This window comes from Duganella guangzhouensis, from assembly GCF_009674535.1.
Classification (GTDB): Bacteria; Pseudomonadota; Gammaproteobacteria; order Burkholderiales; family Burkholderiaceae_D; genus Rugamonas; species Rugamonas guangzhouensis.
On sequence record NZ_WKJK01000002.1, the window covers coordinates 224,179 to 245,042 of the forward strand.

A 20,864-nucleotide genomic window follows, 5' to 3' on the forward strand; every position below is an offset into this window, starting at 1 on the left:
TTAATTTCCAATCAGTTCGTCTTCTGGAACGAAGATCCATAACAGAATGTAGATCGCGAGGCCGAAACCAAAGGTGAGGACGAACATCACGAACAGCAATCGCCAGATCCACGCCTCCACGCCGCTGATGCGACCCAGGCCGCCGCAGACGCCACCGAGCCAGCGGTCGGTGCGCGAGCGGCGCAGCCGCGAAATATCAGAGGTGGCGACGCCGGGACCGGCAGTGCCGGTGGCTTCGCTGTTGAGCAGACGGGCTTTTGCCGCCGCGAACTCTTGGTCCGTCAGCGCACCCGCCTGATTTAGTTCGTGCAAACGCTTGATTTCTTCCGAGACGCTCATTCAAGACCCTCTTGAGAATTCCCCGGGCCGAGGCTGGCCCGGGGTAGCGCGATGAATTACAGGTCCAGCAGCAGGCGGGCTGGATCTTCCAGCGCATCCTTCATGGCCACCAGGCCCAGCACGGCTTCGCGGCCGTCGATGATACGGTGGTCGTAGGACATTGCCAGGTAGTTCATCGGACGCACAACGATCTGGCCGTTTTCAACCACAGCGCGATCCTTGGTGGCGTGCACGCCCAGGATGGCCGATTGAGGCGGGTTGATGATCGGGGTCGACAGCATCGAGCCGAAGGTGCCGCCGTTCGAGATCGAGAAGGTACCGCCGGTCAGGTCGTCCAGGGTCAGCTTGCCTTCTTTGGCCTTGGCGCCGAATTCACCGATTTTCTTCTCGATTTCAGCGATGGTCATCTGGTCGGCGTTGCGCAGGATAGGCACCACCAGACCGCGTGGCGAACCGACCGCGATACCGATGTCGAAGTAGCCGTGGTAGACGATGTCGTTGCCGTCAACCGAAGCGTTCAGGATCGGGTATTTCTTCAGCGCGGCCACAGCGGCTTTAACGAAGAACGACATGAAGCCCAGCTTGACGCCGTGCTCTTTCTCGAACTTGTCTTTGTACTTGTTGCGCAGTTCCATGACCGGAGCCATGTTCACTTCGTTGAAGGTGGTCAGGATCGCGTTGGTCGATTGCGACTGGATCAGACGCTCGGCGATACGGGCGCGCAGACGGCTCATCGGCACGCGCTCTTCCGGACGATCGCCCAGGTTGGCGGCGGCTGGTGCGGCCACTTGCGCCAGTGCTGGTTTGGCGGCTGGCGCGGCCAGTGGTGCCACGGTCGGTGCTTTGGCGCCGGCGGCCAGGGCGTCGCCCTTGGTCACGCGGCCATCTTTGCCGGAACCGGCCACGTCGGAAGCCGACAGGCCTTTTTCCGACAGGATCTTGGCGGCGGCAGGCATCGCCACATCACCTTTGTTGCCACCGGTAGCGGCTGCCGGGGCAGCGGCTGGAGCGGCGGCGGCAGGTGCTGGAGCGGCGGCAGCGGCGGCTGGAGCCGCAACGGCAGCGCCGGCATCGGTGTCGATAATTGCGATCAATTCGTCAGCCACCACGGTGCTGCCGTCGCCCTTGATGATTTGCACCAGGACGCCAGCGGCAGGTGCCGGCAGTTCCAGAACCACTTTGTCGGTTTCGATATCGATCAGGTTTTCGTCGCGTGCAACGGCTTCGCCGACCTTTTTGTGCCAGGTCAGCATGGTTGCTTCAGCGACCGATTCCGACAGTTGAGGAACTTTGACTTCGATTTGTGCCATGAAAAAACTCCGTTATTTGTTGTTGCGGCGCCGCCCCGCGTAGCAGGACGGCGCTCCGTTCTATCTGAAAGTGGTGGATTACTTGGTGAGGATGAAGCCCTTCAGCTTCGAGAATGCAGTCTCCAGCAGCTCTTTTTGCTGAGCGTAGTGCTTGTCGTAGTAACCGACCGCTGGCGATGCCGAAGCTGGGCGGCCGGCGTATGCCAGACGCTGACCTGCTTCCAGGCTCTCGAAGATGTTGTGCTGAATCTGGAACCATGGGCCCTGATTCTGCGGTTCGTCCTGTGCCCACACCACTTCGGTCGCCGCTGGGAACTTCTTCAGTTCAGCAACGAATGCCTTGTGCGGGAACGGATACAGCTGTTCGATACGCAGGATCGCGGTATCGGTCTGGCCGCGCGTTTTGCGTGCGTTGACCAGGTCGTAGTACACCTTGCCCGAGCAAACGATGACGCGTTTGACTTTCTTGGCGTCGATCTTGTCGTCCACTTCCGGAATCACGGTCTGGAACGCGCCTTTGGCCAGTTCGCTCAGTGGCGAACCTGCGTCCTTGTTACGCAGCAGCGATTTCGGGGTCATGATGACCAGCGGCTTGCGGAACTGACGCACCATCTGGCGACGCAGCACGTGGAAGATCTGCGAGGCGGTGGTTGGCTGCACCACTTGCATATTGTTGTCCGCGCACATCTGCAGGAAGCGCTCTGGGCGAGCCGACGAGTGCTCCGGACCCTGGCCTTCGTAGCCGTGCGGCAGCAGCATCACCAGGCCGGAAGCGCGGCCCCACTTCACTTCGCCGGAGCTGATGAACTGGTCGATCACAACTTGCGCACCGTTGACGAAGTCACCGAACTGGGCTTCCCAGATGGTCAGGGTGTTCGGCTCGGCGGTCGAGTAGCCGTATTCGAAGCCCAGCACTGCTTCTTCCGACAGCACCGAGTCGATCACGGTGAATGGCGCCTGGCCTTCAGCGATGTTTTGCAGTGGCACGTAGGTGCCGGCATCCCAACGCTCGCGGTTCTGGTCGTGCAGCACGGCGTGACGGTGGGTGAAGGTGCCGCGGCCGGCGTCCTGGCCGGTCAGGCGGACAGCGTAGCCCGACGATACCAGCGATGCAAACGCCAGGTGTTCGCCCATGCCCCAGTCCAGATTGACTTCGCCCTTGCCCATGTTGGCGCGGTCGGCCAGCACTTTTTCCACCAGCGAGTGCACCTTGAAGTTTTCCGGCACGGTGGTGATGCGGGTGGCCAGACGTTTCAGTTCGGTCAGCGGCACGGCAGTGTCGGCGGCGTCGGTCCATTTTTTGTTCAGGAACGGCAGCCAATCGACGGCGTACTTGTTCTTGAAGTTGGAGATGACCGGGTCGACGGTGTGTTTGCCGGCGTCCATGGCTTCGCGGTAAGCGGCCACCAGTTGATCGCCGCCATCGGCCGGGATCACGGTCTGCGCCGACAGCTTGTCCGCGTACAGCTTGCGGGTGCCTGGGTGCTTGCCGATTTTCTTGTACATCAGCGGCTGGGTCAGAGCAGGCGTATCTTGCTCGTTGTGGCCCAGTTTGCGGAAGCAGATGATGTCAACCACGATGTCTTTGCCGAACTGGGTGCGGTAGTCCATCGCGATTTGCGAGGCCAGCACGGTGGCTTCCGGATCATCGGCGTTGACGTGCAGCACCGGCGCTTCGATCATCTTGACCACGTCCGAGCAGTAGATGGTCGAACGGGCGTCGCGCGGGTCGGAGGTGGTGAAACCGATCTGGTTGTTGATCACGATGTGCACGGTACCGCCAGTACCGTAACCACGGGTTTGCGCCAGATTCAGGGTTTCCATCACCACGCCCTGGCCGGCGAAGGCGGCGTCGCCGTGCACCAGGATCGGCAGCACTTGCTTGCCGCCGTGGTCGCCGCGGCGATCCATACGGGCTTTGACCGAACCTTCAACCACTGGGTTGACGATTTCCAGGTGCGATGGGTTGAACGCCAGCGACAGGTGGACCGGACCGCCAGCGGTCGAGATGTCCGACGAGAAGCCTTGGTGGTATTTGACGTCGCCGGCTGGCAGGTCGTCAGCGTGCTTGCCTTCGAATTCTTCGAACAGCTCGCGCGGGGCTTTGCCCAGGGTGTTGACCAGCACGTTCAGACGGCCGCGGTGGGCCATGCCGATCACGATCTCTTGCACGCCTTTTTCACCGGCGCGCTGGATGATTTCATCGATCGAGGCGATGAAGGTTTCGCCGCCTTCCAGCGAGAAACGCTTCTGGCCGACGTACTTGGTGTGCAGGTAGCGTTCCAGGCCTTCCGCAGCGGTCAGACGCTCCAGAATGTGCTTTTTCTTCTCCGGGGTGAAGTTCGGGGTCGAGCGGATCGACTCCAGACGCTCTTGCAGCCAGCGTTTTTCGGCCGGGTCGGAGATGTACATGTATTCCGCGCCGATCGAACGGGTGTAGGTATCGCGCAGGAAGTTCAGCAGGTCGCGCAGGGTCGCGGTCTCTGGGCCGAAGTAGGTGTTGCTGATGTTGAATACGGTGTCCAGGTCGGCATCGGCGAAGCCGTAGAAGCTCGGCTCCAGCTCAGGGATGCTCGGACGTTCCTGGCGCTGCAGCGGGTCCAGATTGGCCCAGCGAGAGCCCAGATAGCGGTAGGCTGCGATCAGCTGGGTAACGGCGACGCGCTTGCGGCCCATTTCAACGTCGGCGGAGGCGGATACGGTGCGGATTGGACCAGCTTTAGCGCGCTCTGCGAAAGAGGCGATAACGGAGGCGTGTGCTACGTCTGGTTTATTGGAACCATCGACTGCCGGTACGTGTTGCATGGCATCGAAGTAGGCGCGCCAGTTGTCTGGGACGGAGCCTGGATTGTCGAGATACGCTTCATACAGTTCTTCAACGTACGGAGCATTCCCACCGAACAGGTAGGAGTTGGACGTATATTGTTGCATCATTCTTGCTCACCTTTCTTCGCGCTTCGCGAGGAATTAGCGGGTTAATCTAACCTTCCGCGACACGGCCTGACCGGTTAGCGGATTGCACATCAAGTTGTGGGGAAGGGCTATTTGTTCGGGTTATACCTAAAACAGGCCATTCAGCATAGCATCGGTATTGTATCCCAACAACCATGGCCGCGACAAAAAGCGCATAAATCTTTGCGCATTAATTGATGCTTAAGCCCCGAGACTGCTTGCTCTCGAACCAACTTAACAATAAGTCCAGCATAGCGCGCAACGCCGGCGCCATATGCTGGCGCGAGGTGTAAATGCCGTAGATCCCCATCCTTAAGGGAGTGTAGCCAGGAAGCAACGCCAGCAAGCGGCCGTCGGCGATCAGCGGGCCGGCGCTGTACAGCGGCTGCATGGCGATGCCGCCGCCGCGCTCCGCCGCTTTGAGCAGGATGAAGTCTTCATTGGCCGACAGATTGCCGCTGACCGGCACCGACAGCGCGGCGCCGGCGGCATCGGTGAACTGCCACAGGCTTTTGCCGAAGTAGTTATAGGTCAGGCAATTATGGTTGACCAGATCCTGCGGCAGCTGCGGCGTACCGTGCGCCGCCAGGTAAGCCGGCGCGGCGCAGATCACCGAGTCGCACTGCCCCAGCTGGCGGGCGATCAGATTGGGTTCCAGCGTGTTGGTCACGCGCAGCGCCAGGTCGATGCGCTCTTCGATCAGGTTGACGGCGCGGTTACTCATCTGCAGATCGACCGCGGTGCGCGGATAGCGCTGCAGGAATTGCTCGACCGCCTGCAACAGCTCGGCCTGCGCCAGCGCCTGCGAGCAGGTGATGCGCAACAAGCCCTGCGGGGTGTCGGCCGCGTCGCCGCTGGCCACCGCCATAGCGTCGGCCACGTCCAGCATGCGGCGGCAGCGCGCCAAGGTCAGTTCGCCGGCGTCGGTCAGGCTGAGACGGCGCGTGCTCCGGTGCAGCAGGCGTGCGCCGGCCCACTGCTCCATCTCGGCCAGATAGCGCGTGACCATGGCGCGCGACATGTCCAGCGCCTCGGCGGCGGCGATCATGCTGCCGCGTTCGGCAATGCTGACAAATACCCGCGCGGCGGTGATGCGGTCCATGATTCGTCCGATTTATGCAATTAACTCGCGCAGATTAACCTATTTTTCTATCGGATTAGGAAATTTAAGATGACAGCATTCTTAACCCGGAGCTTGTCATGATCAAAACCACCCTGTTGTCCGCCGCCCTCGCCACCACCATCAGCGCCCATGCCGCACCGCTGACGCTGGACGTATTCAACCCTGGCGAAGCCGCCATTTTCCCGGTCGCCTCGGTGCTGGTCAGCGGCGACAAGGACGCGGTGCTGATCGACGCCCAGTTTTCACGCGGCGAGGCCGAGAAGCTGGTCGAGCGCATCCGCGCCAGCGGCAAGCACCTGACCACGATCTACATCAGCTGGGACGATCCTGACTATTACTTCGGCCTGGACGTGATCCACGCCGCCTTCCCGGACGCCAAGGTGGTGGCCCTGCCCCACACCATCGCCGGCATCAACGCCAAGAAAGCCGCCAAAGTCGCCTATTGGGGGCCGATTCTGAAAGAAAACGCGCCCAAGGAAATCATCGTGCCGCAGCCGCTGAAGGGCGACCTGACGCTGGAAGGCAAGCAGTTGCAGATCAAACCGGAATACGTGTGGATCCCGTCGATCAAGGCGGTGGTGGGTGGCGTCAGTGTGTTCAACGGTCTGCACGTGTGGACGGCCGACTCGCAAACGCCGGCCTCGCGCCAGCAATGGCTGAAGACGCTGGACGGCATCGCCGCGCTGAAACCGCTCACCGTGGTGCCGGGCCACTTTGCGCCTGGCCTGGCGCCGACGCCGGCGTCGGTCGGCTACACCCGCGATTATCTGGTCAAGTTCGATGCCGAAACCGCCAAGGCGGCCGATTCGGCGGCGCTGATCGGCCGCATGCAACAGCTGTATCCGAACGCCGGCCTGCAAAGCGCGCTGGATATCAGCGCCAAGGTCGCCAAGGGCGAAATGAAATGGTAACCCGCTGACGCGGGGCGGCGGCTGAGGCAGCGAAGTGATACACTGCGCCGTCCTTTGTTACCGCCGTCCCATATGCACACCCTGGAGCAGTTGCGCAGCGGCGCGCTGGCAGGCATTACGCGCCTGTCCATGCGCTGCGGCCTCACCGAATTCCCGCGCGAAATCTTCACGCTGGCCGACAGCCTGGAAATCCTCGACCTGAGCGGTAACGCGCTGTCGTCGCTGCCGGACGATCTGTTCCAGCTGCACAAGCTGCGCATCATTTTCTGTTCGGACAATCAATTCACCGAACTGCCGGCGGTGCTGGGCGCTTGCCCCGCGCTGAGCATGGTCGGCTTCAAGGCCAACCGCATCCGCCACGTGTCCGCCGCCGCCCTGCCCGCCGCGTTGCGCTGGCTGGTGCTGACCGACAACGAAATCGAAACACTGCCCGAAGAACTGGGTCAGCGCCCCCAGCTGCAAAAGCTGATGCTGGCCGGGAACCGCCTGCGCGCGCTGCCGGCATCGATGGCACAGCTGCACCGGCTGGAACTGCTGCGCATCGCCAGCAACCAGCTGGACGCCCTGCCCGACTGGCTGCCAGCATTGCCGCGCCTGCGCTGGCTGGCCTACGCCGGCAACCCGTTCTGCGAGCGCTACGAAGATGCGCTGGTGCACACGCCATCCGCCGCCATTCGCTGGCCGGCGCTGCGCATCGGCCCCAAGCTGGGCGAAGGCGCCTCCGGCATCATCTACCGCGCCGAATGGCTGCGCGGGCCCGAAGCGGTCCCGGTCGCCGTCAAACTCTTCAAAGGCACGATGACCAGCGACGGCTCGCCGCTGAGCGAAATGGCGGCCTGCCTGGGCGCCGGCGCGCACGCCAACCTGATCCCCATCCTGGGCCACGTCGAAGACCATCCCGACGCCGTCCACGGCCTGGTGATGTCGCTGATCCCGCCCGCCTTCCACAACCTGGCCGGCCCGCCCAGCCTGGACAGCTGCACCCGCGACATCTACGCTGACGACAAGCTGTTCGACCTGAACACCGCCCTGAGCATCGCACGCGGCATCGCCTCCGCCGCCGCCCAGTTGCACGCGCACGGCATCCTGCATGGCGACCTCTACGCCCACAACATCCTGCACGACGACCACGGCCACACCCTGCTGGGCGACTTCGGCGCCGCCTCCTTCTACGACCCGGCCGGGCCGCAAGCCGACGCGCTGCAAACACTGGAAGTGCACGCCTTCGGCTGCCTGCTGGAAGAACTGCTGGACCGCTGCCCCGCGCCGCCGGCGGCGTTGCGCGCACTGCAAGCCGCCTGCCTGCAAGGCACGCCGCGCTTCAGCGCCATTAAAGAACAGCTAGACAAGCCATTCTAGATATTTTATTCTACATCCATGAGTACCACGAACCTGCCCAAACCGACTGCCGCCGAACTGGAAATGCTGCGCCTGCTGTTCGCGCTCGGGCCGGCCACAGCGCGGCAAGTGCACGAAGCCGCGCAAGAGAGCCGTCCGGACACCAACTACGCCACCGTCCTGCGCGTGCTGCAGGTAATGCACACCAAAGGCTTGCTGAAACGCGACGAAAGCCAGCGCGCCCACGTCTATGCGCCGGTACAGGAACAGGATTCGGTGCAAACCAATCTATTGAAAGACCTGATCCAGAAAGCCTTCGCCGGCTCCGGCAAAGCGCTGGTGCTGGCCGCCCTGCGCGGCGGCCACGTCAGCAAGAAGGAACGTGAAGAAATTCAGGCGCTGCTGGACCAGGAAAAGTAGCCAGCCCCGCCAGCGCCCCGGAATGGCTACAATGAGCGCCTTTCCATCGCGACGCTCACTATGAAGCAATTCCTTTCCTCCTGGCCGGAGCAGCCCCATCCAATCCTGGCCGTGCTGCTGGCGGTCGCCATCTGCGCCGTGCCTGTGATACTGCCGCACGCCGATCTGGCCAACCTGCCGGCCAACCTGTTTGCCTATCTGTTCTGCTGCGTGCTGGTCTACCCGTTTGCCGCGCTGTTGCGTCATCGCATCACCAGCCTGCCGGCGATCTGGCTGATCGCCGCGCTATTCCTGCTGGCCGCCTGCTTCTATCACACCAACATCATGGCCGAAACAGCCGACAGCGCCTGGCCCCAGCGGCGCGACGTCACGCTGGACAAATTCCTGACCAATCTGCCACAGCTGACGCTGGGAGTGTTGTGTTGGTGGCTACTGGTGCTACGTCCTGATCGCCGCCAGCGAAGAATGTGATAATCTTTTCCTAATTCAACTTTTTTCAGCGTCATGACGCACAAGCCCCGCACCAATCGCCGCCAAACCGTCAGCCAACCGGCGACGCTGACCATGACCGACGAAACGCGCCACACGGTGCGCACGCTGGATTTGTCGCATGGCGGCATCAGCCTGCAGACGGACAGCCAGATCCGGCTGGCGCAATACTGCGCGGTCAGCTTCAAGGTGCAGCTGGGCGAAAACAACCACCAGGTGCTGGCCATGGGCCAGGTGGTGTACAGCGATCCCGACGCCGCGCTCGGCTTCAAGACCGGGGTCCAGTTCCTGCGCATTGACGACAGCAGCCGCGCCATCTTCCATCAACTGTTGCAGGAAGACGCGGCCGACGCTTAACCGCCCGACGGCGGCCGCAGCTGATGCAGCCGCTGTATCCCTTGCCGCAGCGTGTTGTAGACGGCGGCGCCATCGTGGTACAGGAACAGAATGTCGGTATGCTCCGGGTCGCGCAGCAGCACCTGCTTGAGCGTGTCCACGTCGGCCTGGCTCATGTCGTTGATCGAGTGGGTCGCCATCTGCTCCACTGTCCGGTAGTAGCGCGCGAACCAGCCCGAGCTTTTGGAGCCAAACGAGTCGGACACGATCAGCAAGCGGCGCTCCGGCGCGGCCGGATTGGTGAAGCGCGACACGTCATCCAGCACCTGGGCGTAATTCGCAATGCCGGCAAACTCCGGGAAACAGTTGGGGCCATAGCATGCCTGCACATGGGCCGCCTCAAAGTCGGGTTCCGCAATCAGACTGGACAGTTTGACGCCGGGGAACAGATGGCTGACATCCGAATCCTTCCAGTTCATCTTGACCGGCCACGGCGCCTGCTGCGCCGGCGCCCGCCCCCACAGATGCGCCACCGTCAGCCGTGCAATCTCGTCCAGCGCCGGTCCGCTCCAGTGGAACCAGGTTTTCGGGAACACCGCGTCATTGCCGGCCAGCGCGCGCATTTGCTGCAGCGGATAGAAGATGCGCTGGCGCGCCAGCGGGCTCAGCGCCGGGTCCGCCAGCACCGTGGCCACCGCGGTATCGTCGGCGCCGCAACGTGGCTGCAGCCAGTTCGGCGTATCGCCGCTGTACACCGCCGCCGCCGACGGCACGATCAGCACCGCCGGATGCATGCCCATGCGCTCGAAATCGGCCACCATGGTGCTGAAATACTCGGCCGTCTCCGGCGCCGGCGGCGGCTTGCCGCCGCAGACGTTGGTGATGGCGGAATACGGCGGCGCCGTCACGCTGTGCGCCGCCAGGAACACCCGGCCGTGACGACCGGCCGCCATCTGGATGGTGGGGAATTCGTGGAACAGCGCGAAGCGCAGCCGGTTGTTGGCCTTGAGCAGACGGTCGCGCATGCCGAAGTGATCGTTGATCCAGTCGTCGGTCTGCGTCGGCAGTTGCAGGAATGCCTGCCACGAGGTCGGCAGGCTGGGCGGCGGCGCCAGATGGCGATGCTCGTCGTTGTTGCCGGCACCGCCGCGCAAAGCGGCCAGCATCGGCACCGACAGCACCGCCAGCAGGCCCAGTTTGACGACATTCCCGCGCAGGAGTTTGATAGCAGAAACCATGATTCAGAAGCGGAAATAGATGAAGGGATTGTAGGTGCCGGCCGCCAGGCTGACCACGCACAACGCAAAGCACAGCAGCAGGCCGGCCGCGCGCAATGGCGGCCACCAGCGGGCCGGCGCGCGCGGCGCCGCTGTGCCGCGCCAGACCGCCAGCAGCACGCCCACCAGCAGCGCCGTCATCGCCGAGCGGCCGAAATACATCTGCCACGGATGCGCCACGTCGCCGTGCGCGCCCTGGCCGAACATGGCGCCGATGTAGTGCAGCGCGTGCGGCAAGGTATCGGCGCGGAAGAACACCCAGCCCAGCATCACCAGCAACAGCGTCCATGCCTGCGCCAGCGGGCCGGGCAAGCGCGCCAGGCCGGCGCCGAGGAAGGCGCGCTCGATGATCAGCCAGGCGCCATGCCACACGCCCCACACGATAAAGGTCCAGGCCGCGCCGTGCCACAGGCCGCACAGCAGGAACACCAGGCCCAGGTTGATATAAGTGCGCAGCGGCGAGACCCGGTTGCCGCCCAGCGGAATGTACAGATAATCACGGAACCAGCTCGACAGGCTGATGTGCCAGCGGCGCCAGAATTCGGTGATCGAGCGCGCCGAATACGGCCGGTCGAAGTTGATCGGGTAGCTGAAACCCAGCATGTGGCCGATGCCGATCGCCATATTGCTGTAGCCGGCGAAGTCGAACAGGATCTGGATCGAATAGCAGGCGATGCCGATCCAGGCGGCCGGCGCGGTCAACTCTTCCAGCGGCAGGGCGAACAGACGATCGGCCGGTGCCGCCACCGTATTCGCGATCAGCACTTTCTGCGCCAGGCCGGTCAGGAAAATACGCACGCCCAGCCATACCCGCGCATTGTCGGCCGTGCGGTGCTCGATCTCATGCGCGATCTGACGGTAGCGCACGATGGGGCCGGCCACCAGCTGCGGGAACATCGCCTTGTACATGGCGAAATTGAGGAAGCTGGTCTGCACCGCGATATCACGCCGGTAGACGTCGATCAGATAGGAGATGCCCTGGAAGGTGAAGAAGGAAATCCCCAGCGGCAGCACCACCGCCGGCAAGTCCAGGCCGCCATGAAACCTTTCCAGCACAGCGTTCAGCATGCCGCCGAAGAAGCCCAGATATTTGTAGTACAGCAGCAAGCCGAGGTTGGCAGCGATGCCCACGCCCAGCCAGCGCTTGCGCGCCCTTCCCTCACTGCGCGCGATGAACTGGCCACAACCGTAATTCAGCAGCGCCGACAGCAGCAGCAAGGGCACAAAGCGTGGCTCGCCCCAGGCGTAAAACACCAGGCTGCCGACCAGCAGCACCGCGTTCTTCCACGGCAGCACGAAATACAGCAGCAGGAAACAAGGGAGGAAATAAAACAGGAAAATGATGGAACTAAAAACCATGCAATAAACTCGTCAGATGAAGGCGCGTGACCGTAACCCGAAATTATATTCCAAATAATATTGTATCGACGAAACCTGGCTTCAGTCGGAACGAAAAAAAACGGGCCGAAGCCCGTTTTTTGTTTGCTGCATGCAGTCCGCGGATTAACGCTTGTCCAGCGGCGGCACGTCGCGCACTGCCGAGCCGATGAACAGCTGGCGTGGGCGGCCGATTTTTTGCTCTGGATCGGCGATCATTTCGTTCCACTGGGCGATCCAGCCGATGGTACGGGCCATCGCGAAGATACCGGTGAACAGCGACACTGGAATGCCCAGCGCCGATTGCACGATGCCCGAGTAGAAGTCGACGTTCGGGTACAGTTTGCGCGAAACGAAGTATTCGTCGTTCAGTGCAATCTTTTCCAGTTCCATCGCCAGCTTGAACAGTGGGTCGTCTTGCAGGCCCAGTTCGTTCAGCACTTCGTAGCAGGTTTCGCGCATCAGCTTGGCACGCGGGTCGAAGTTTTTGTAGACGCGGTGACCGAAGCCCATCAGCTTCACGCCCGAGTTCTTGTCTTTGACTTGCGCGATGAAAGCTGGGATGTTCTCGACCGAGCCGATTTCTTTCAGCATGGTCAGCGCCGCTTCGTTGGCGCCGCCGTGAGCAGGACCCCACAGGCAGGCGATACCGGCAGCGATACAGGCGAACGGGTTGGCGCCCGACGAACCGGCCAGACGCACGGTCGAGGTCGAAGCATTTTGTTCGTGGTCAGCGTGCAGGATCAGGATACGGTCCAGCGCGCGCACCAGCACGTCGTTGACTTTGTACTCTTCGCATGGATTGCCGAACATCATGCGCATGAAGTTGGCCGAGTACGACAGGTCGTTGCGTGGGTACACGAACGGCTGGCCGATCGAGTATTTGTAGGCCATGGCGACCAGGGTCGGCATTTTGGCGATCAGGCGGATGGCCGACACTTCACGGTGCTTGGCATCGTTGATGTCCAGCGAATCGTGGTAGAACGAGGCCAGCGCGCCGACGGTACCCACCAGCACCGACATCGGGTGCGCGTCACGACGGAAGCCACGGAAGAAGAATTGCATCTGCTCGTGCACCATGGTGTGCTTGGTGACGGTCTCGACGAATTCTTTTTTCTCCACTGCGTTCGGCAGTTCGCCGTTCAGCAGCAGGTAGCACGATTCCATGAAGTCGGCGTTGACGGCCAGCTGTTCGATCGGGTAGCCGCGGTATTGCAGTTCACCCTTGTCGCCGTCGATGTAGGTGATCGACGAGTTGCACGACGCGGTCGACATGAAGCCTGGATCGTAGGTGAACTTGCCGGTCGCGCCGTACAGTTTACGGATGTCGACGACGTCAGGACCAACGGTGCCTTTGTAGATCGGGAATTCGACCGATGCGCTGCCATCGGAGAACGAGAGAGTGGCTTTGTTATCAGAGATATTCATGGACTCTTCCTTCTTGGAGAGATGAGATGCAAGTAAAAAGAAACTGGGTGTGCTGCTTGACGCTTACGCCAGACGCAATCGCTGCAACAACGTATGCACGTGCGGCAGATCGACCTCGCCTTCCGGCTCCTTGCGGGCCAGTACCAGATCCATCAGGGCATTGTCCGACAAGTCGAGGAGCCGCGTGAGCGCGTCCACTTCCTCGTCGGTCAATTCGGTTTCATGCGCATCCAGAAAACGGGTCAGAATGATGTCGTTTTCCAGCAGACCCCGGCGGGCGCGCCAGCGCAGGCGGGCGCGGTTGGCTGGGTCGGACTGATGCGCAGAAGGGTTAGTTTCAGTCATGGTCGTACTACTTTACACAAAAACGGGCGGCGCTGACGCCACCGCCCGTGTGCGCGTTAGATTGCGCGACGAACCATCAGCTCTTTGATCTTGCCGATGGCCTTGTTCGGGTTCAGACCCTTAGGGCACACATCGACGCAATTCATGATCGAGTGGCAGCGGAACAGACGGTACGGGTCTTCCAGGTTGTCCAGACGCGGGCCGGTGGCTTCGTCGCGCGAGTCGGCGATGAAGCGGTAGGCTTGCAGCAGGCCGGCCGGGCCGACGAACTTGTCCGGATTCCACCAGAACGATGGGCACGAGGTCGAGCAGCACGCGCACAGAATGCACTCGTACAGGCCGTCCAGCTCTTCACGCTCGGCAGGCGACTGCAGGCGTTCTTTTTCCGGGCGGATCGAATCGTTGATCAGGTACGGCTTGACCGAGTGGTACTGCTTGAAGAACTGGGTCATGTCGACGATCAGATCGCGGATCACCGGCAGACCTGGCAGCGGACGCAGCACGATCGGCTCGCTCAGCTCGTTCAGATTGGTGGTGCAGGCCAGACCGTTCTTGCCGTTGATGTTCATCGCGTCCGAACCGCACACGCCTTCGCGGCACGAGCGGCGCAGGGCCAGCGAGTCATCGACGTCCGACTTGATGCGCTGCAGCGCGTCCAGCAGCATCTTGTCGGTGTCTTTCAGCTCGACGGTGACGTCCTGCATGTACGGCTTGGCGTCACGGTCCGGATCGTAACGGTAAATTTTCAGTTTGAGAGTGCGTGCCATGTTGTATAGCCTTAGAAAGTACGTGGTTTCGGTTTGAAGGTATCGACCGTCAATGGCTTGGTCACGACTGCCTTGTAATCCAGGCGGTTGCCTTCCGAATACCACAAAGTGTGCTTCATCCAGTTGTCGTCGTCGCGGTGCGGGTAGTCGTCGTGGGCGTGGGCGCCGCGCGATTCTTTGCGGGCTGCGGCCGAGACGATGGTGGCTTTCGCGGTTTCGATCAGGTTGTCCAGCTCCAGCGCTTCGACGCGGGCGGTGTTGAACACTTTCGATTTATCCTGGAACGACACGTGTTTGCGACGCTCGTCCAGCTTCAGGATCTCTTCAACGCCTTTGTTCAGCATCTCGTCGGTACGGAACACGCCGCAGTATTTCTGCATGGTCGAGCGGATGTCGTTGGCGACGCCCTGCACTTTTTCGCCGCCGGTCGAGGTTTCCAGCTTGTTCAGACGGTTCAGCGCGAAGTCGGCGGCGTCTTTCGGCAGCGGCTTGTTTTCCTTCTGCTTCAGGTTCGACGCGACCACGTGGTTGCCGGCCGCGCGGCCGAACACCACCAGGTCCAGCAGCGAGTTGGTGCCCAGGCGGTTGGCGCCGTGCACCGAGACGCAGGCGCATTCGCCGATCGCGTACAGGCCGTTGACCACTTTCTGCGAGCCGTCGCCGTTCGGCGTGACCACTTGACCGTGGATGTTGGTCGGGATACCGCCCATCTGATAGTGAATGGTTGGCACGACCGGGATCGGTTCTTTGGTCGCATCGACGTTGGCGAACTTGTGGCCGATTTCCAGAATCGACGGCAGGCGCTTCTCGATGGTATCCTTGCCGATGTGGCGCAGATCCAGCATGACGTGATCTTTGTTCGGGCCGCAACCACGGCCTTCCTTGATCTCCTGGTCCATCGAACGCGACACGAAGTCGCGCGGCGCCAGATCCTTCAGGGTCGGCGCGTAGCGCTCCATGAAGCGCTCGCCTTCCGAGTTGATCAGGATACCGCCCTCGCCGCGCACACCCTCGGTGATGAGGACGCCGGCGCCGGCCACGCCGGTCGGGTGGAACTGCCAGAACTCCATGTCCTGCAGCGGCAGGCCGGCGCGTGCCGCCATGCCCATGCCGTCGCCGGTGTTGATGAAGGCGTTGGTCGACGCGGCGAAGATACGGCCGGCGCCACCGGTGGCGAAGATGGTGGTCTTGGCTTCCAGGATCATGACGTCGCCGGTTTCCATTTCCAGCGCGACCACGCCCACCACGTCGCCTTCGGCGTCGCGGATCAGGTCCAGCGCCATCCACTCAACGAAGAAGTGGGTGCGGGCTTTGACGTTACGCTGATACAGCGTGTGCAGCAGCGCGTGGCCGGTACGGTCAGCCGCGGCGCAAGCGCGCTGCACGGCTTTTTCGCCGAAGTTGGCGGTGTGGCCGCCGAACGGACGCTGGTAGATGGTGCCATCCGGGTTACGGTCGAACGGCATGCCGAAGTGTTCCAGCTCGTAGACGACCTTCGGTGCTTCGCGGCACATGAATTCGATCGCATCCTGGTCGCCCAGGTAGTCGCCGCCTTTGACGGTGTCGAACATGTGCCAGAACCAGTTGTCTTCGGCCATATTGCCCAGCGAGGCGCCAATGCCGCCCTGCGCCGCCACGGTGTGGGAACGGGTTGGGAATACTTTCGACAGCACAGCCACGTTCAGGCCGGCTTCGGCCAGCTGCAGCGATGCGCGCATGCCGGAGCCGCCGGCGCCGACGATGACCGCGTCAAAGCGGCGGGTAGGAATTCCAGATTTAATAGCTGCCACGATTACACACTCCAGATAATTTGAATCGACCACACGGCGCAGCCGATCAGCCAGGCGATGGTGGCGATTTGCAGGACCAGGCGCAGGCCAACGGCGCGCACATAGTCCATCCAGACGTCACGCATGCCAACCCAGGCGTGGTAGAACAGGCCGATCAGGGTCACGGCGGTGATCAGTTTGAACCACTGTTGGGCGAACAGGCCAGCCCAGCCTTCATAGGTGAAGTTCTGGCCGGTGAGGAAAGAGATCAGCAGGGTGGCGGTGTACAGCACCATCAGCACTGCGGTGACGCGCTGCGCCAGCCAGTCCTTGACGCCGTAGTGGGCGCCAACTACACGGCGTTTCGGGCCGATACCGTTATCGTTGATGGACATTTCAGAACACTCCAAACAGTTTCAGGGCGACCAGCGCGGTCAGAACCAGGCTGATGACCAGCACGGTGACGGACGACTTACGCGCCGAATGCTTGTCCAGGCCGATATGCAAATCCATCACCAGGTGGCGAATGCCAGCGCAGAAGTGGTGGAAGAAACCCCAGACCAGCGCCAGAATGATCAGCTTGACCAGCGGGTAGGTCACGAAACCTTCGTAGTAAGCGAAAGAGATCTCGGAACGCAGAGAGTTCTGCAAGAGATAGAGCACGAACGGCAGCAGCACGAACATCAAGACACCGGAAATACGGTGCAGGATGGACACAATTGCAGCCGGCGTCATTCGGTAGTTGGAAAGCTCAGTAACATGAATGTTACGGAACTCTGGCCGTTCTTTTTTAGGGGCTTCCCTTACGGCTTCTGACATAACAAGACCTCCTCAGGCTAAAACAAACAAAAATATGGTAAGAATGCGATTTTCGCCTATTTCCGCACTCATAACCAATATCTATTGTTACATATAACTAAAATAGTGTTTTGCAACACTGGGTGGCGGTCACTTTCCGTGACTCAACGTATTATCAGCGCAACAATGCTACAGGCGTGTGACGCGCCCTCGTTACGCCGTATCTCCTTCAATTCACTCGCTAATTCAACTCGTTGTGATAGTGGTGACGTTCCGTCAGGTACAAGCCGCGGCGCAGCTCGACCGCCTTGTCGCCATAGGTGTACGACACCCGTTCCGACGCCAACAACGGCGTATTCACAGCAATTTGCAGCAGCGCGGCGTCGCCCTCGGCGGCGATCACGGCGCGGATTTTTTCGGTGGCACGGATCATGCGCGTGCCGAATTCGGATTCGAACAGGCCATACATCGGCCCCTTGTATTCTTCCAGCCGCTCGGCGGTCAGCCCTTTGAAGGTGATGCCAGGCAGCCAGATTTCCTCTACGATGGTGGGCACGCCGTCAAACGATTGCACCCGCTTGATGAAGATCACCGCGTCGCCGGACTTCAGGTCCAGCAGACGCGCCACATCGGCCGGCGAGCGGGTGCGCTTGACTTCGATGAACTGGCTGACGCCGGGGTGCGGCACGCCCTCGTCGGGCATCAGACGCAGGAAGCGGAACTGGGCGCGCTCCTCATGGTGGGTGGACACGAAAGTGCCCTTGCCCTGCTTGCGCATCACCAGGTTCTCGGCGGCCAGCTCGTCGATCGCCTTGCGCACGGTGCCCTGACTGACCTTGAAACGGTTGGCCAGTTCGACTTCGCTGGGGATCAGTTCACCGGGCTTCCATTCGCCGGACTGCAGGCTCTGCGTGATGAGCGCCTTGATTTGCTGGTACAGCGGGGAAAAAGTAGGCGATGAATTCGCGGACACGCCTGTCGCGCTACCGGCATTGGCGGCAGCTGCGGTCAGGTTGGGATTGGTCGGCGCGGAACTCATAGACCAAGATTTCACCACAAAACACCAGTGCCGTCCAGAAAAAACGGCAATAAGTTATCTGTCTTATATAAGACATAAGATAGGATTGACAGATAGTGGCGGCGGGCCTACACTCCCCCGCGCAGCGCTCATAACATCATGATTATCAGTGCTGATTTTGCAGTATGATTACGGTTTCCCGGAGCGGGCAACCGTTCCCGCTTCAAGAACGTTTTACTTACACTTTGGAGATTCATCATGGCTAAGACCCCTCTGCGCGTTGCTGTCACCGGCGCCGCCGGCCAAATCGGTTACGCACTGCTGTTCCGCATCGCCAACGGCGACATGCTCGGCAAGGACCAACCAGTTATTCTGCAACTGCTGGAAATCCCTGACGAGAAAGCCCAGAAAGCGCTGAAGGGCGTGATGATGGAAATCGATGATTGCGCATTCCCGCTGCTGACCGAAATGACCGCCCACGGCGATCCGCTGACCGCGTTCAAGGATGTCGACTACGCCGTGCTGGTCGGTGCCCGTCCACGTGGCCCAGGCATGGAACGTAAAGACCTGCTGGAAGCCAACGCCCAGATCTTCACCGCCCAAGGTAAAGCACTGGACGCCGTCGCTTCGCGCAACGTTAAAGTGCTGGTGGTCGGCAACCCAGCCAACACCAACGCCTACATCGCCATGAAATCGGCGCCATCGCTGCCAGCCAAAAACTTCACCGCCATGCTGCGTCTGGACCACAACCGCGCGCTGTCGCAAGTGGCTGCCAAAACCGGCACCGCCGTGAAAGACATCGAGAAGCTGACCGTGTGGGGCAACCACTCGCCGACCATGTACGCTGACTACCGCTTCGCTACCGTCAACGGCAAAAACGTCAAAGACCTGATCAACGATCAGGAATGGAACGCCAACACCTTCCTGCCTACCGTGGGCAAACGCGGCGCCGCCATCATCGAAGCGCGCGGCCTGTCGTCGGCTGCTTCGGCCGCCAACGCCGCCATCGACCACATCCACGACTGGCACGTCGGCACCAACGGCAAATGGACCACCATGGGCATTCCATCGGACGGTTCTTACGGCATCCCTGAAGGCATCGTGTTCGGCTTCCCGGTCACCACCGAAAACGGCGAATACAAAATCGTTCAAGGTCTGGAAATCGATGCATTCTCGCAAGAGCGCATCAACCTGACCCTGAAAGAACTGACCGAAGAGCGCGAAGGCGTCAAGCACCTGCTGCCTGCGTAAGCTTTCTCTTCCCATCAGTGGAACCGGTTAAACCACCGATCCGCCGCACCCGCCGCGCTGCCGAGAGCAGCGCGGCGGTTATTACTTCTACGCCTGACTCATCACGCATGCATCCATCCGAGGTTTTATTCCAGGGCAATCTCCAGCCAGCCTTACTCCCCGCCTGCGACCACTACGCCGGCTCCGAAAAGCTGATGCGCAAATCGATCGCCCTGCAACAAGAACTTGGCCCATTGTTCGACATCACCCTTGATTGCGAAGACGGCGCCAGCGCCGGCAACGAGGAAGCCCACGCCCAGCTGGTGGTCGAACTGCTGAATTCCGACGACAACAAATTCAACCGCATCGGCGCCCGCGTGCACGATGTGCACAGCCCGCACTTCGCGCGCGACATTGAAATCATCTGCGCCGCCGCCCAGCGCCTGGCCTATCTGGTGGTGCCCAAGGTCAACAGCATTGACGAATTGGCACGCGCCATCAAGCAGATCAATGTCCACGCCGCCAAGGCCGGCCGCAAGGATTTGCCGATTCACGTGCTGATCGAAACCCACGGCGCGCTGCACGACGCCTATGCCATCGCCGCCCTGCCCCAGGTACAGTGCCTATCGTTCGGCATCATGGATTTCGTGTCGTCGCACTATGGCGCGATTCCCGGCAGCGCGATGCGCACGCCGGGCCAGTTCACCCATCCGCTGGTGGTGCGCGCCAAGCTGGAAATCGCCGCCGCCTGCCACGCCCACGGCAAGGTGCCGTCGCATAATGTGACCACCGAAATCAAGGATACGGCAGTGGCCGCCAACGATGCCCAGCGCGCCGCCGCCGAGTTCGGCTACACGCGGATGTGGAGCATCCATCCGAATCAAATCAAGCCCATCATCAAGACATTTACGCCGCGCCTGTCGGAAGTGAGTGAAGCGGCCGCCATCCTGCACGAAGCCGCCGCCGTGCAATGGGGTCCGATTGCCCAGCATGGACGCTTGCATGACCGTGCAAGCTACCGATATTATTGGACCGTTTTACAGCGAGCCAAACTGGCCGGGCTCAGCCTGCCCGATTCGGTGGCCGCGCTGTTCAACGGCAATCCCACTGATCTCCCACAGGAAGCAAACTGATGTCCATTACCAAATTACTCACGGCCTGCAGCATCGCGCTGGCCTCGCTGACCCTCGCCGCCGGCGCCTACGCCGACGACACCACCCCGGCCAAGAAAGTGGTCAAAAAAGCCGTCGCCAAGACCAAGAAAGCCGCCGCCAAGCCGGTGGAACCGAAAGCGCCGGATGAGGAAGCCGACGAGCCATCGATCACCGACACCACCGCCGTCGACTTCGACTGCGAATTGGGCAACAAGATCACCATCTACAAGAACACCGGCGACGACGCGCACATCGCGCTGCGCTGGAAAAAGCGCCTGCACCGCCTGACCCGCGTTGGCACCACCACCGGCGCCAACCGCTTCGAGAACAAGATGTACGGCCTGATCTGGATCGGTATTCCAGCCAAGGGCATGCTGCTGGACTCCAAGCAGAACCGTCAGTTGGCCAATGAATGCCGCGACGCTGAACAAATGAAACCGGTGGCGATCAGCCAACCGGTGACCAACACCCTGCAATAACACT

At 61.3% G+C, this 20,864-nt stretch carries 21 protein-coding genes; 8 read left to right on the forward strand and 13 right to left on the reverse strand.

The window, feature by feature from the left end; genetic code table 11:
- From GJ699_RS04145 to GJ699_RS04160, 4 genes are all read right to left on the reverse strand, one after another.
- On the reverse strand, nucleotides 1-339 hold the full coding sequence (locus GJ699_RS04145) for a PspC domain-containing protein (protein ID WP_154373399.1): 339 nt from the start codon (nucleotides 337-339) through the stop codon (nucleotides 1-3).
- Between the two features lie 56 nt (nucleotides 340-395).
- Nucleotides 396-1,649: a 2-oxoglutarate dehydrogenase complex dihydrolipoyllysine-residue succinyltransferase gene (gene odhB / locus GJ699_RS04150; protein ID WP_154373401.1), complete on the reverse strand. Its 1,254-nt coding sequence runs from the start codon at nucleotides 1,647-1,649 to the stop codon at nucleotides 396-398.
- A gap of 78 nt (nucleotides 1,650-1,727) precedes the next feature.
- Nucleotides 1,728-4,583 carry a 2-oxoglutarate dehydrogenase E1 component gene (locus tag GJ699_RS04155; RefSeq protein ID WP_154373402.1) on the reverse strand — a complete coding sequence of 952 codons (2,856 nt, stop codon included), beginning with the start codon at nucleotides 4,581-4,583 and terminating at the stop codon, nucleotides 1,728-1,730.
- A 208-nt stretch (nucleotides 4,584-4,791) separates the two neighbouring features.
- Nucleotides 4,792-5,703, reverse strand: coding sequence for a LysR family transcriptional regulator (locus GJ699_RS04160; protein WP_154373404.1), 912 nt, complete (start codon nucleotides 5,701-5,703; stop codon nucleotides 4,792-4,794).
- A 98-nt stretch (nucleotides 5,704-5,801) separates the two neighbouring features.
- Between GJ699_RS04160 and GJ699_RS04165 the strand changes: the two genes are divergently transcribed.
- The 5 genes from GJ699_RS04165 (at nucleotide 5,802) to GJ699_RS04185 (ending at nucleotide 9,239) form a co-directional block, all read left to right on the forward strand.
- Nucleotides 5,802-6,635, forward strand: coding sequence for an MBL fold metallo-hydrolase (locus tag GJ699_RS04165; protein WP_154373406.1), 834 nt, complete (start codon nucleotides 5,802-5,804; stop codon nucleotides 6,633-6,635).
- A gap of 72 nt (nucleotides 6,636-6,707) precedes the next feature.
- Nucleotides 6,708-7,994, forward strand: a complete 1,287-nt coding sequence (locus GJ699_RS04170; protein ID WP_154373408.1) for a leucine-rich repeat-containing protein kinase family protein — start codon at nucleotides 6,708-6,710, stop codon at nucleotides 7,992-7,994.
- Between the two features lie 18 nt (nucleotides 7,995-8,012).
- The gene (locus GJ699_RS04175) at nucleotides 8,013-8,393 is read left to right on the forward strand and encodes a BlaI/MecI/CopY family transcriptional regulator (protein WP_154373410.1); all 381 of its coding nucleotides are present in this window, start codon (nucleotides 8,013-8,015) and stop codon (nucleotides 8,391-8,393) included.
- A 60-nt stretch (nucleotides 8,394-8,453) separates the two neighbouring features.
- Nucleotides 8,454-8,864, forward strand: coding sequence for a hypothetical protein (locus tag GJ699_RS04180; RefSeq protein WP_154373412.1), 411 nt, complete (start codon nucleotides 8,454-8,456; stop codon nucleotides 8,862-8,864).
- A gap of 33 nt (nucleotides 8,865-8,897) precedes the next feature.
- The gene (locus GJ699_RS04185) at nucleotides 8,898-9,239 is read left to right on the forward strand and encodes a PilZ domain-containing protein (RefSeq protein ID WP_154373414.1); all 342 of its coding nucleotides are present in this window, start codon (nucleotides 8,898-8,900) and stop codon (nucleotides 9,237-9,239) included.
- Here the strand turns inward: GJ699_RS04185 and GJ699_RS04190 are convergent.
- The 9 genes from GJ699_RS04190 to GJ699_RS04230 form a co-directional block, all read right to left on the reverse strand.
- Nucleotides 9,236-10,456, reverse strand: coding sequence for an alginate O-acetyltransferase AlgX-related protein (locus GJ699_RS04190; protein WP_154373416.1), 1,221 nt, complete (start codon nucleotides 10,454-10,456; stop codon nucleotides 9,236-9,238). The genes GJ699_RS04185 and GJ699_RS04190 overlap by 4 nt on opposite strands.
- A gap of 3 nt (nucleotides 10,457-10,459) precedes the next feature.
- Nucleotides 10,460-11,854: an MBOAT family O-acyltransferase gene (locus GJ699_RS04195; RefSeq protein ID WP_154373418.1), complete on the reverse strand. Its 1,395-nt coding sequence runs from the start codon at nucleotides 11,852-11,854 to the stop codon at nucleotides 10,460-10,462.
- A 144-nt stretch (nucleotides 11,855-11,998) separates the two neighbouring features.
- A complete protein-coding gene (gene gltA / locus GJ699_RS04200; RefSeq protein WP_154373420.1) occupies nucleotides 11,999-13,300 on the reverse strand; it encodes a citrate synthase in 1,302 nt (433 codons plus the stop codon).
- A 63-nt stretch (nucleotides 13,301-13,363) separates the two neighbouring features.
- On the reverse strand, nucleotides 13,364-13,645 hold the full coding sequence (locus GJ699_RS04205) for an FAD assembly factor SdhE (protein ID WP_154373422.1): 282 nt from the start codon (nucleotides 13,643-13,645) through the stop codon (nucleotides 13,364-13,366).
- 56 nt (nucleotides 13,646-13,701) lie between these two features.
- Nucleotides 13,702-14,412 (reverse strand): succinate dehydrogenase iron-sulfur subunit, encoded by a 711-nt coding sequence (locus tag GJ699_RS04210; protein WP_154373424.1) that lies wholly within the window; start codon nucleotides 14,410-14,412, stop codon nucleotides 13,702-13,704.
- Between the two features lie 11 nt (nucleotides 14,413-14,423).
- Nucleotides 14,424-16,202, reverse strand: a complete 1,779-nt coding sequence (sdhA, locus tag GJ699_RS04215; RefSeq protein WP_371867452.1) for a succinate dehydrogenase flavoprotein subunit — start codon at nucleotides 16,200-16,202, stop codon at nucleotides 14,424-14,426.
- A gap of 2 nt (nucleotides 16,203-16,204) precedes the next feature.
- Nucleotides 16,205-16,576: a succinate dehydrogenase, hydrophobic membrane anchor protein gene (sdhD, locus tag GJ699_RS04220; protein WP_154373426.1), complete on the reverse strand. Its 372-nt coding sequence runs from the start codon at nucleotides 16,574-16,576 to the stop codon at nucleotides 16,205-16,207.
- Nucleotide 16,577: 1 nt separating this feature from the next.
- Nucleotides 16,578-17,000, reverse strand: coding sequence for a succinate dehydrogenase, cytochrome b556 subunit (gene sdhC, locus GJ699_RS04225; protein ID WP_154373428.1), 423 nt, complete (start codon nucleotides 16,998-17,000; stop codon nucleotides 16,578-16,580).
- A gap of 220 nt (nucleotides 17,001-17,220) precedes the next feature.
- Nucleotides 17,221-18,018 (reverse strand): GntR family transcriptional regulator, encoded by a 798-nt coding sequence (locus GJ699_RS04230; RefSeq protein ID WP_154373430.1) that lies wholly within the window; start codon nucleotides 18,016-18,018, stop codon nucleotides 17,221-17,223.
- Between the two features lie 237 nt (nucleotides 18,019-18,255).
- Between GJ699_RS04230 and GJ699_RS04235 the strand changes: the two genes are divergently transcribed.
- The 3 genes from GJ699_RS04235 to GJ699_RS04245 all read left to right on the forward strand — a co-directional run bounded on the left by GJ699_RS04235 (nucleotide 18,256) and on the right by GJ699_RS04245 (nucleotide 20,860).
- Nucleotides 18,256-19,248, forward strand: a complete 993-nt coding sequence (locus GJ699_RS04235) for a malate dehydrogenase (RefSeq protein WP_154373432.1) — start codon at nucleotides 18,256-18,258, stop codon at nucleotides 19,246-19,248.
- A gap of 107 nt (nucleotides 19,249-19,355) precedes the next feature.
- Nucleotides 19,356-20,360 (forward strand): HpcH/HpaI aldolase/citrate lyase family protein, encoded by a 1,005-nt coding sequence (locus GJ699_RS04240; protein WP_154373434.1) that lies wholly within the window; start codon nucleotides 19,356-19,358, stop codon nucleotides 20,358-20,360.
- Nucleotides 20,360-20,860, forward strand: coding sequence for a hypothetical protein (locus GJ699_RS04245; protein ID WP_154373435.1), 501 nt, complete (start codon nucleotides 20,360-20,362; stop codon nucleotides 20,858-20,860). The genes GJ699_RS04240 and GJ699_RS04245 overlap by 1 nt, the downstream gene beginning before the upstream one ends.
- The last annotated feature ends 4 nt before the right edge of the window (nucleotides 20,861-20,864 follow it).

What these genes read in the sequence shown, in the direction of transcription:
- GJ699_RS04145 (WP_154373399.1), bottom strand. Translation starts at nt 339, where the DNA reads ATGAGCGTCTCGGAAGAAATCAAGCGTTTGCACGAACTAAATCAGGCG.
- odhB (WP_154373401.1), bottom strand. Translation starts at nt 1,649, where the DNA reads ATGGCACAAATCGAAGTCAAAGTTCCTCAACTGTCGGAATCGGTCGCT.
- GJ699_RS04155 (WP_154373402.1), bottom strand. Translation starts at nt 4,583, where the DNA reads ATGATGCAACAATATACGTCCAACTCCTACCTGTTCGGTGGGAATGCT.
- GJ699_RS04160 (WP_154373404.1), bottom strand. Translation starts at nt 5,703, where the DNA reads ATGGACCGCATCACCGCCGCGCGGGTATTTGTCAGCATTGCCGAACGC.
- GJ699_RS04165 (WP_154373406.1), top strand. Translation starts at nt 5,802, where the DNA reads ATGATCAAAACCACCCTGTTGTCCGCCGCCCTCGCCACCACCATCAGC.
- GJ699_RS04170 (WP_154373408.1), top strand. Translation starts at nt 6,708, where the DNA reads ATGCACACCCTGGAGCAGTTGCGCAGCGGCGCGCTGGCAGGCATTACG.
- GJ699_RS04175 (WP_154373410.1), top strand. Translation starts at nt 8,013, where the DNA reads ATGAGTACCACGAACCTGCCCAAACCGACTGCCGCCGAACTGGAAATG.
- GJ699_RS04180 (WP_154373412.1), top strand. Translation starts at nt 8,454, where the DNA reads ATGAAGCAATTCCTTTCCTCCTGGCCGGAGCAGCCCCATCCAATCCTG.
- GJ699_RS04185 (WP_154373414.1), top strand. Translation starts at nt 8,898, where the DNA reads ATGACGCACAAGCCCCGCACCAATCGCCGCCAAACCGTCAGCCAACCG.
- GJ699_RS04190 (WP_154373416.1), bottom strand. Translation starts at nt 10,456, where the DNA reads ATGGTTTCTGCTATCAAACTCCTGCGCGGGAATGTCGTCAAACTGGGC.
- GJ699_RS04195 (WP_154373418.1), bottom strand. Translation starts at nt 11,854, where the DNA reads ATGGTTTTTAGTTCCATCATTTTCCTGTTTTATTTCCTCCCTTGTTTC.
- gltA (WP_154373420.1), bottom strand. Translation starts at nt 13,300, where the DNA reads ATGAATATCTCTGATAACAAAGCCACTCTCTCGTTCTCCGATGGCAGC.
- GJ699_RS04205 (WP_154373422.1), bottom strand. Translation starts at nt 13,645, where the DNA reads ATGACTGAAACTAACCCTTCTGCGCATCAGTCCGACCCAGCCAACCGC.
- GJ699_RS04210 (WP_154373424.1), bottom strand. Translation starts at nt 14,412, where the DNA reads ATGGCACGCACTCTCAAACTGAAAATTTACCGTTACGATCCGGACCGT.
- sdhD (WP_154373426.1), bottom strand. Translation starts at nt 16,576, where the DNA reads ATGTCCATCAACGATAACGGTATCGGCCCGAAACGCCGTGTAGTTGGC.
- sdhC (WP_154373428.1), bottom strand. Translation starts at nt 17,000, where the DNA reads ATGTCAGAAGCCGTAAGGGAAGCCCCTAAAAAAGAACGGCCAGAGTTC.
- GJ699_RS04230 (WP_154373430.1), bottom strand. Translation starts at nt 18,018, where the DNA reads ATGAGTTCCGCGCCGACCAATCCCAACCTGACCGCAGCTGCCGCCAAT.
- GJ699_RS04235 (WP_154373432.1), top strand. Translation starts at nt 18,256, where the DNA reads ATGGCTAAGACCCCTCTGCGCGTTGCTGTCACCGGCGCCGCCGGCCAA.
- GJ699_RS04240 (WP_154373434.1), top strand. Translation starts at nt 19,356, where the DNA reads ATGCATCCATCCGAGGTTTTATTCCAGGGCAATCTCCAGCCAGCCTTA.
- GJ699_RS04245 (WP_154373435.1), top strand. Translation starts at nt 20,360, where the DNA reads ATGTCCATTACCAAATTACTCACGGCCTGCAGCATCGCGCTGGCCTCG.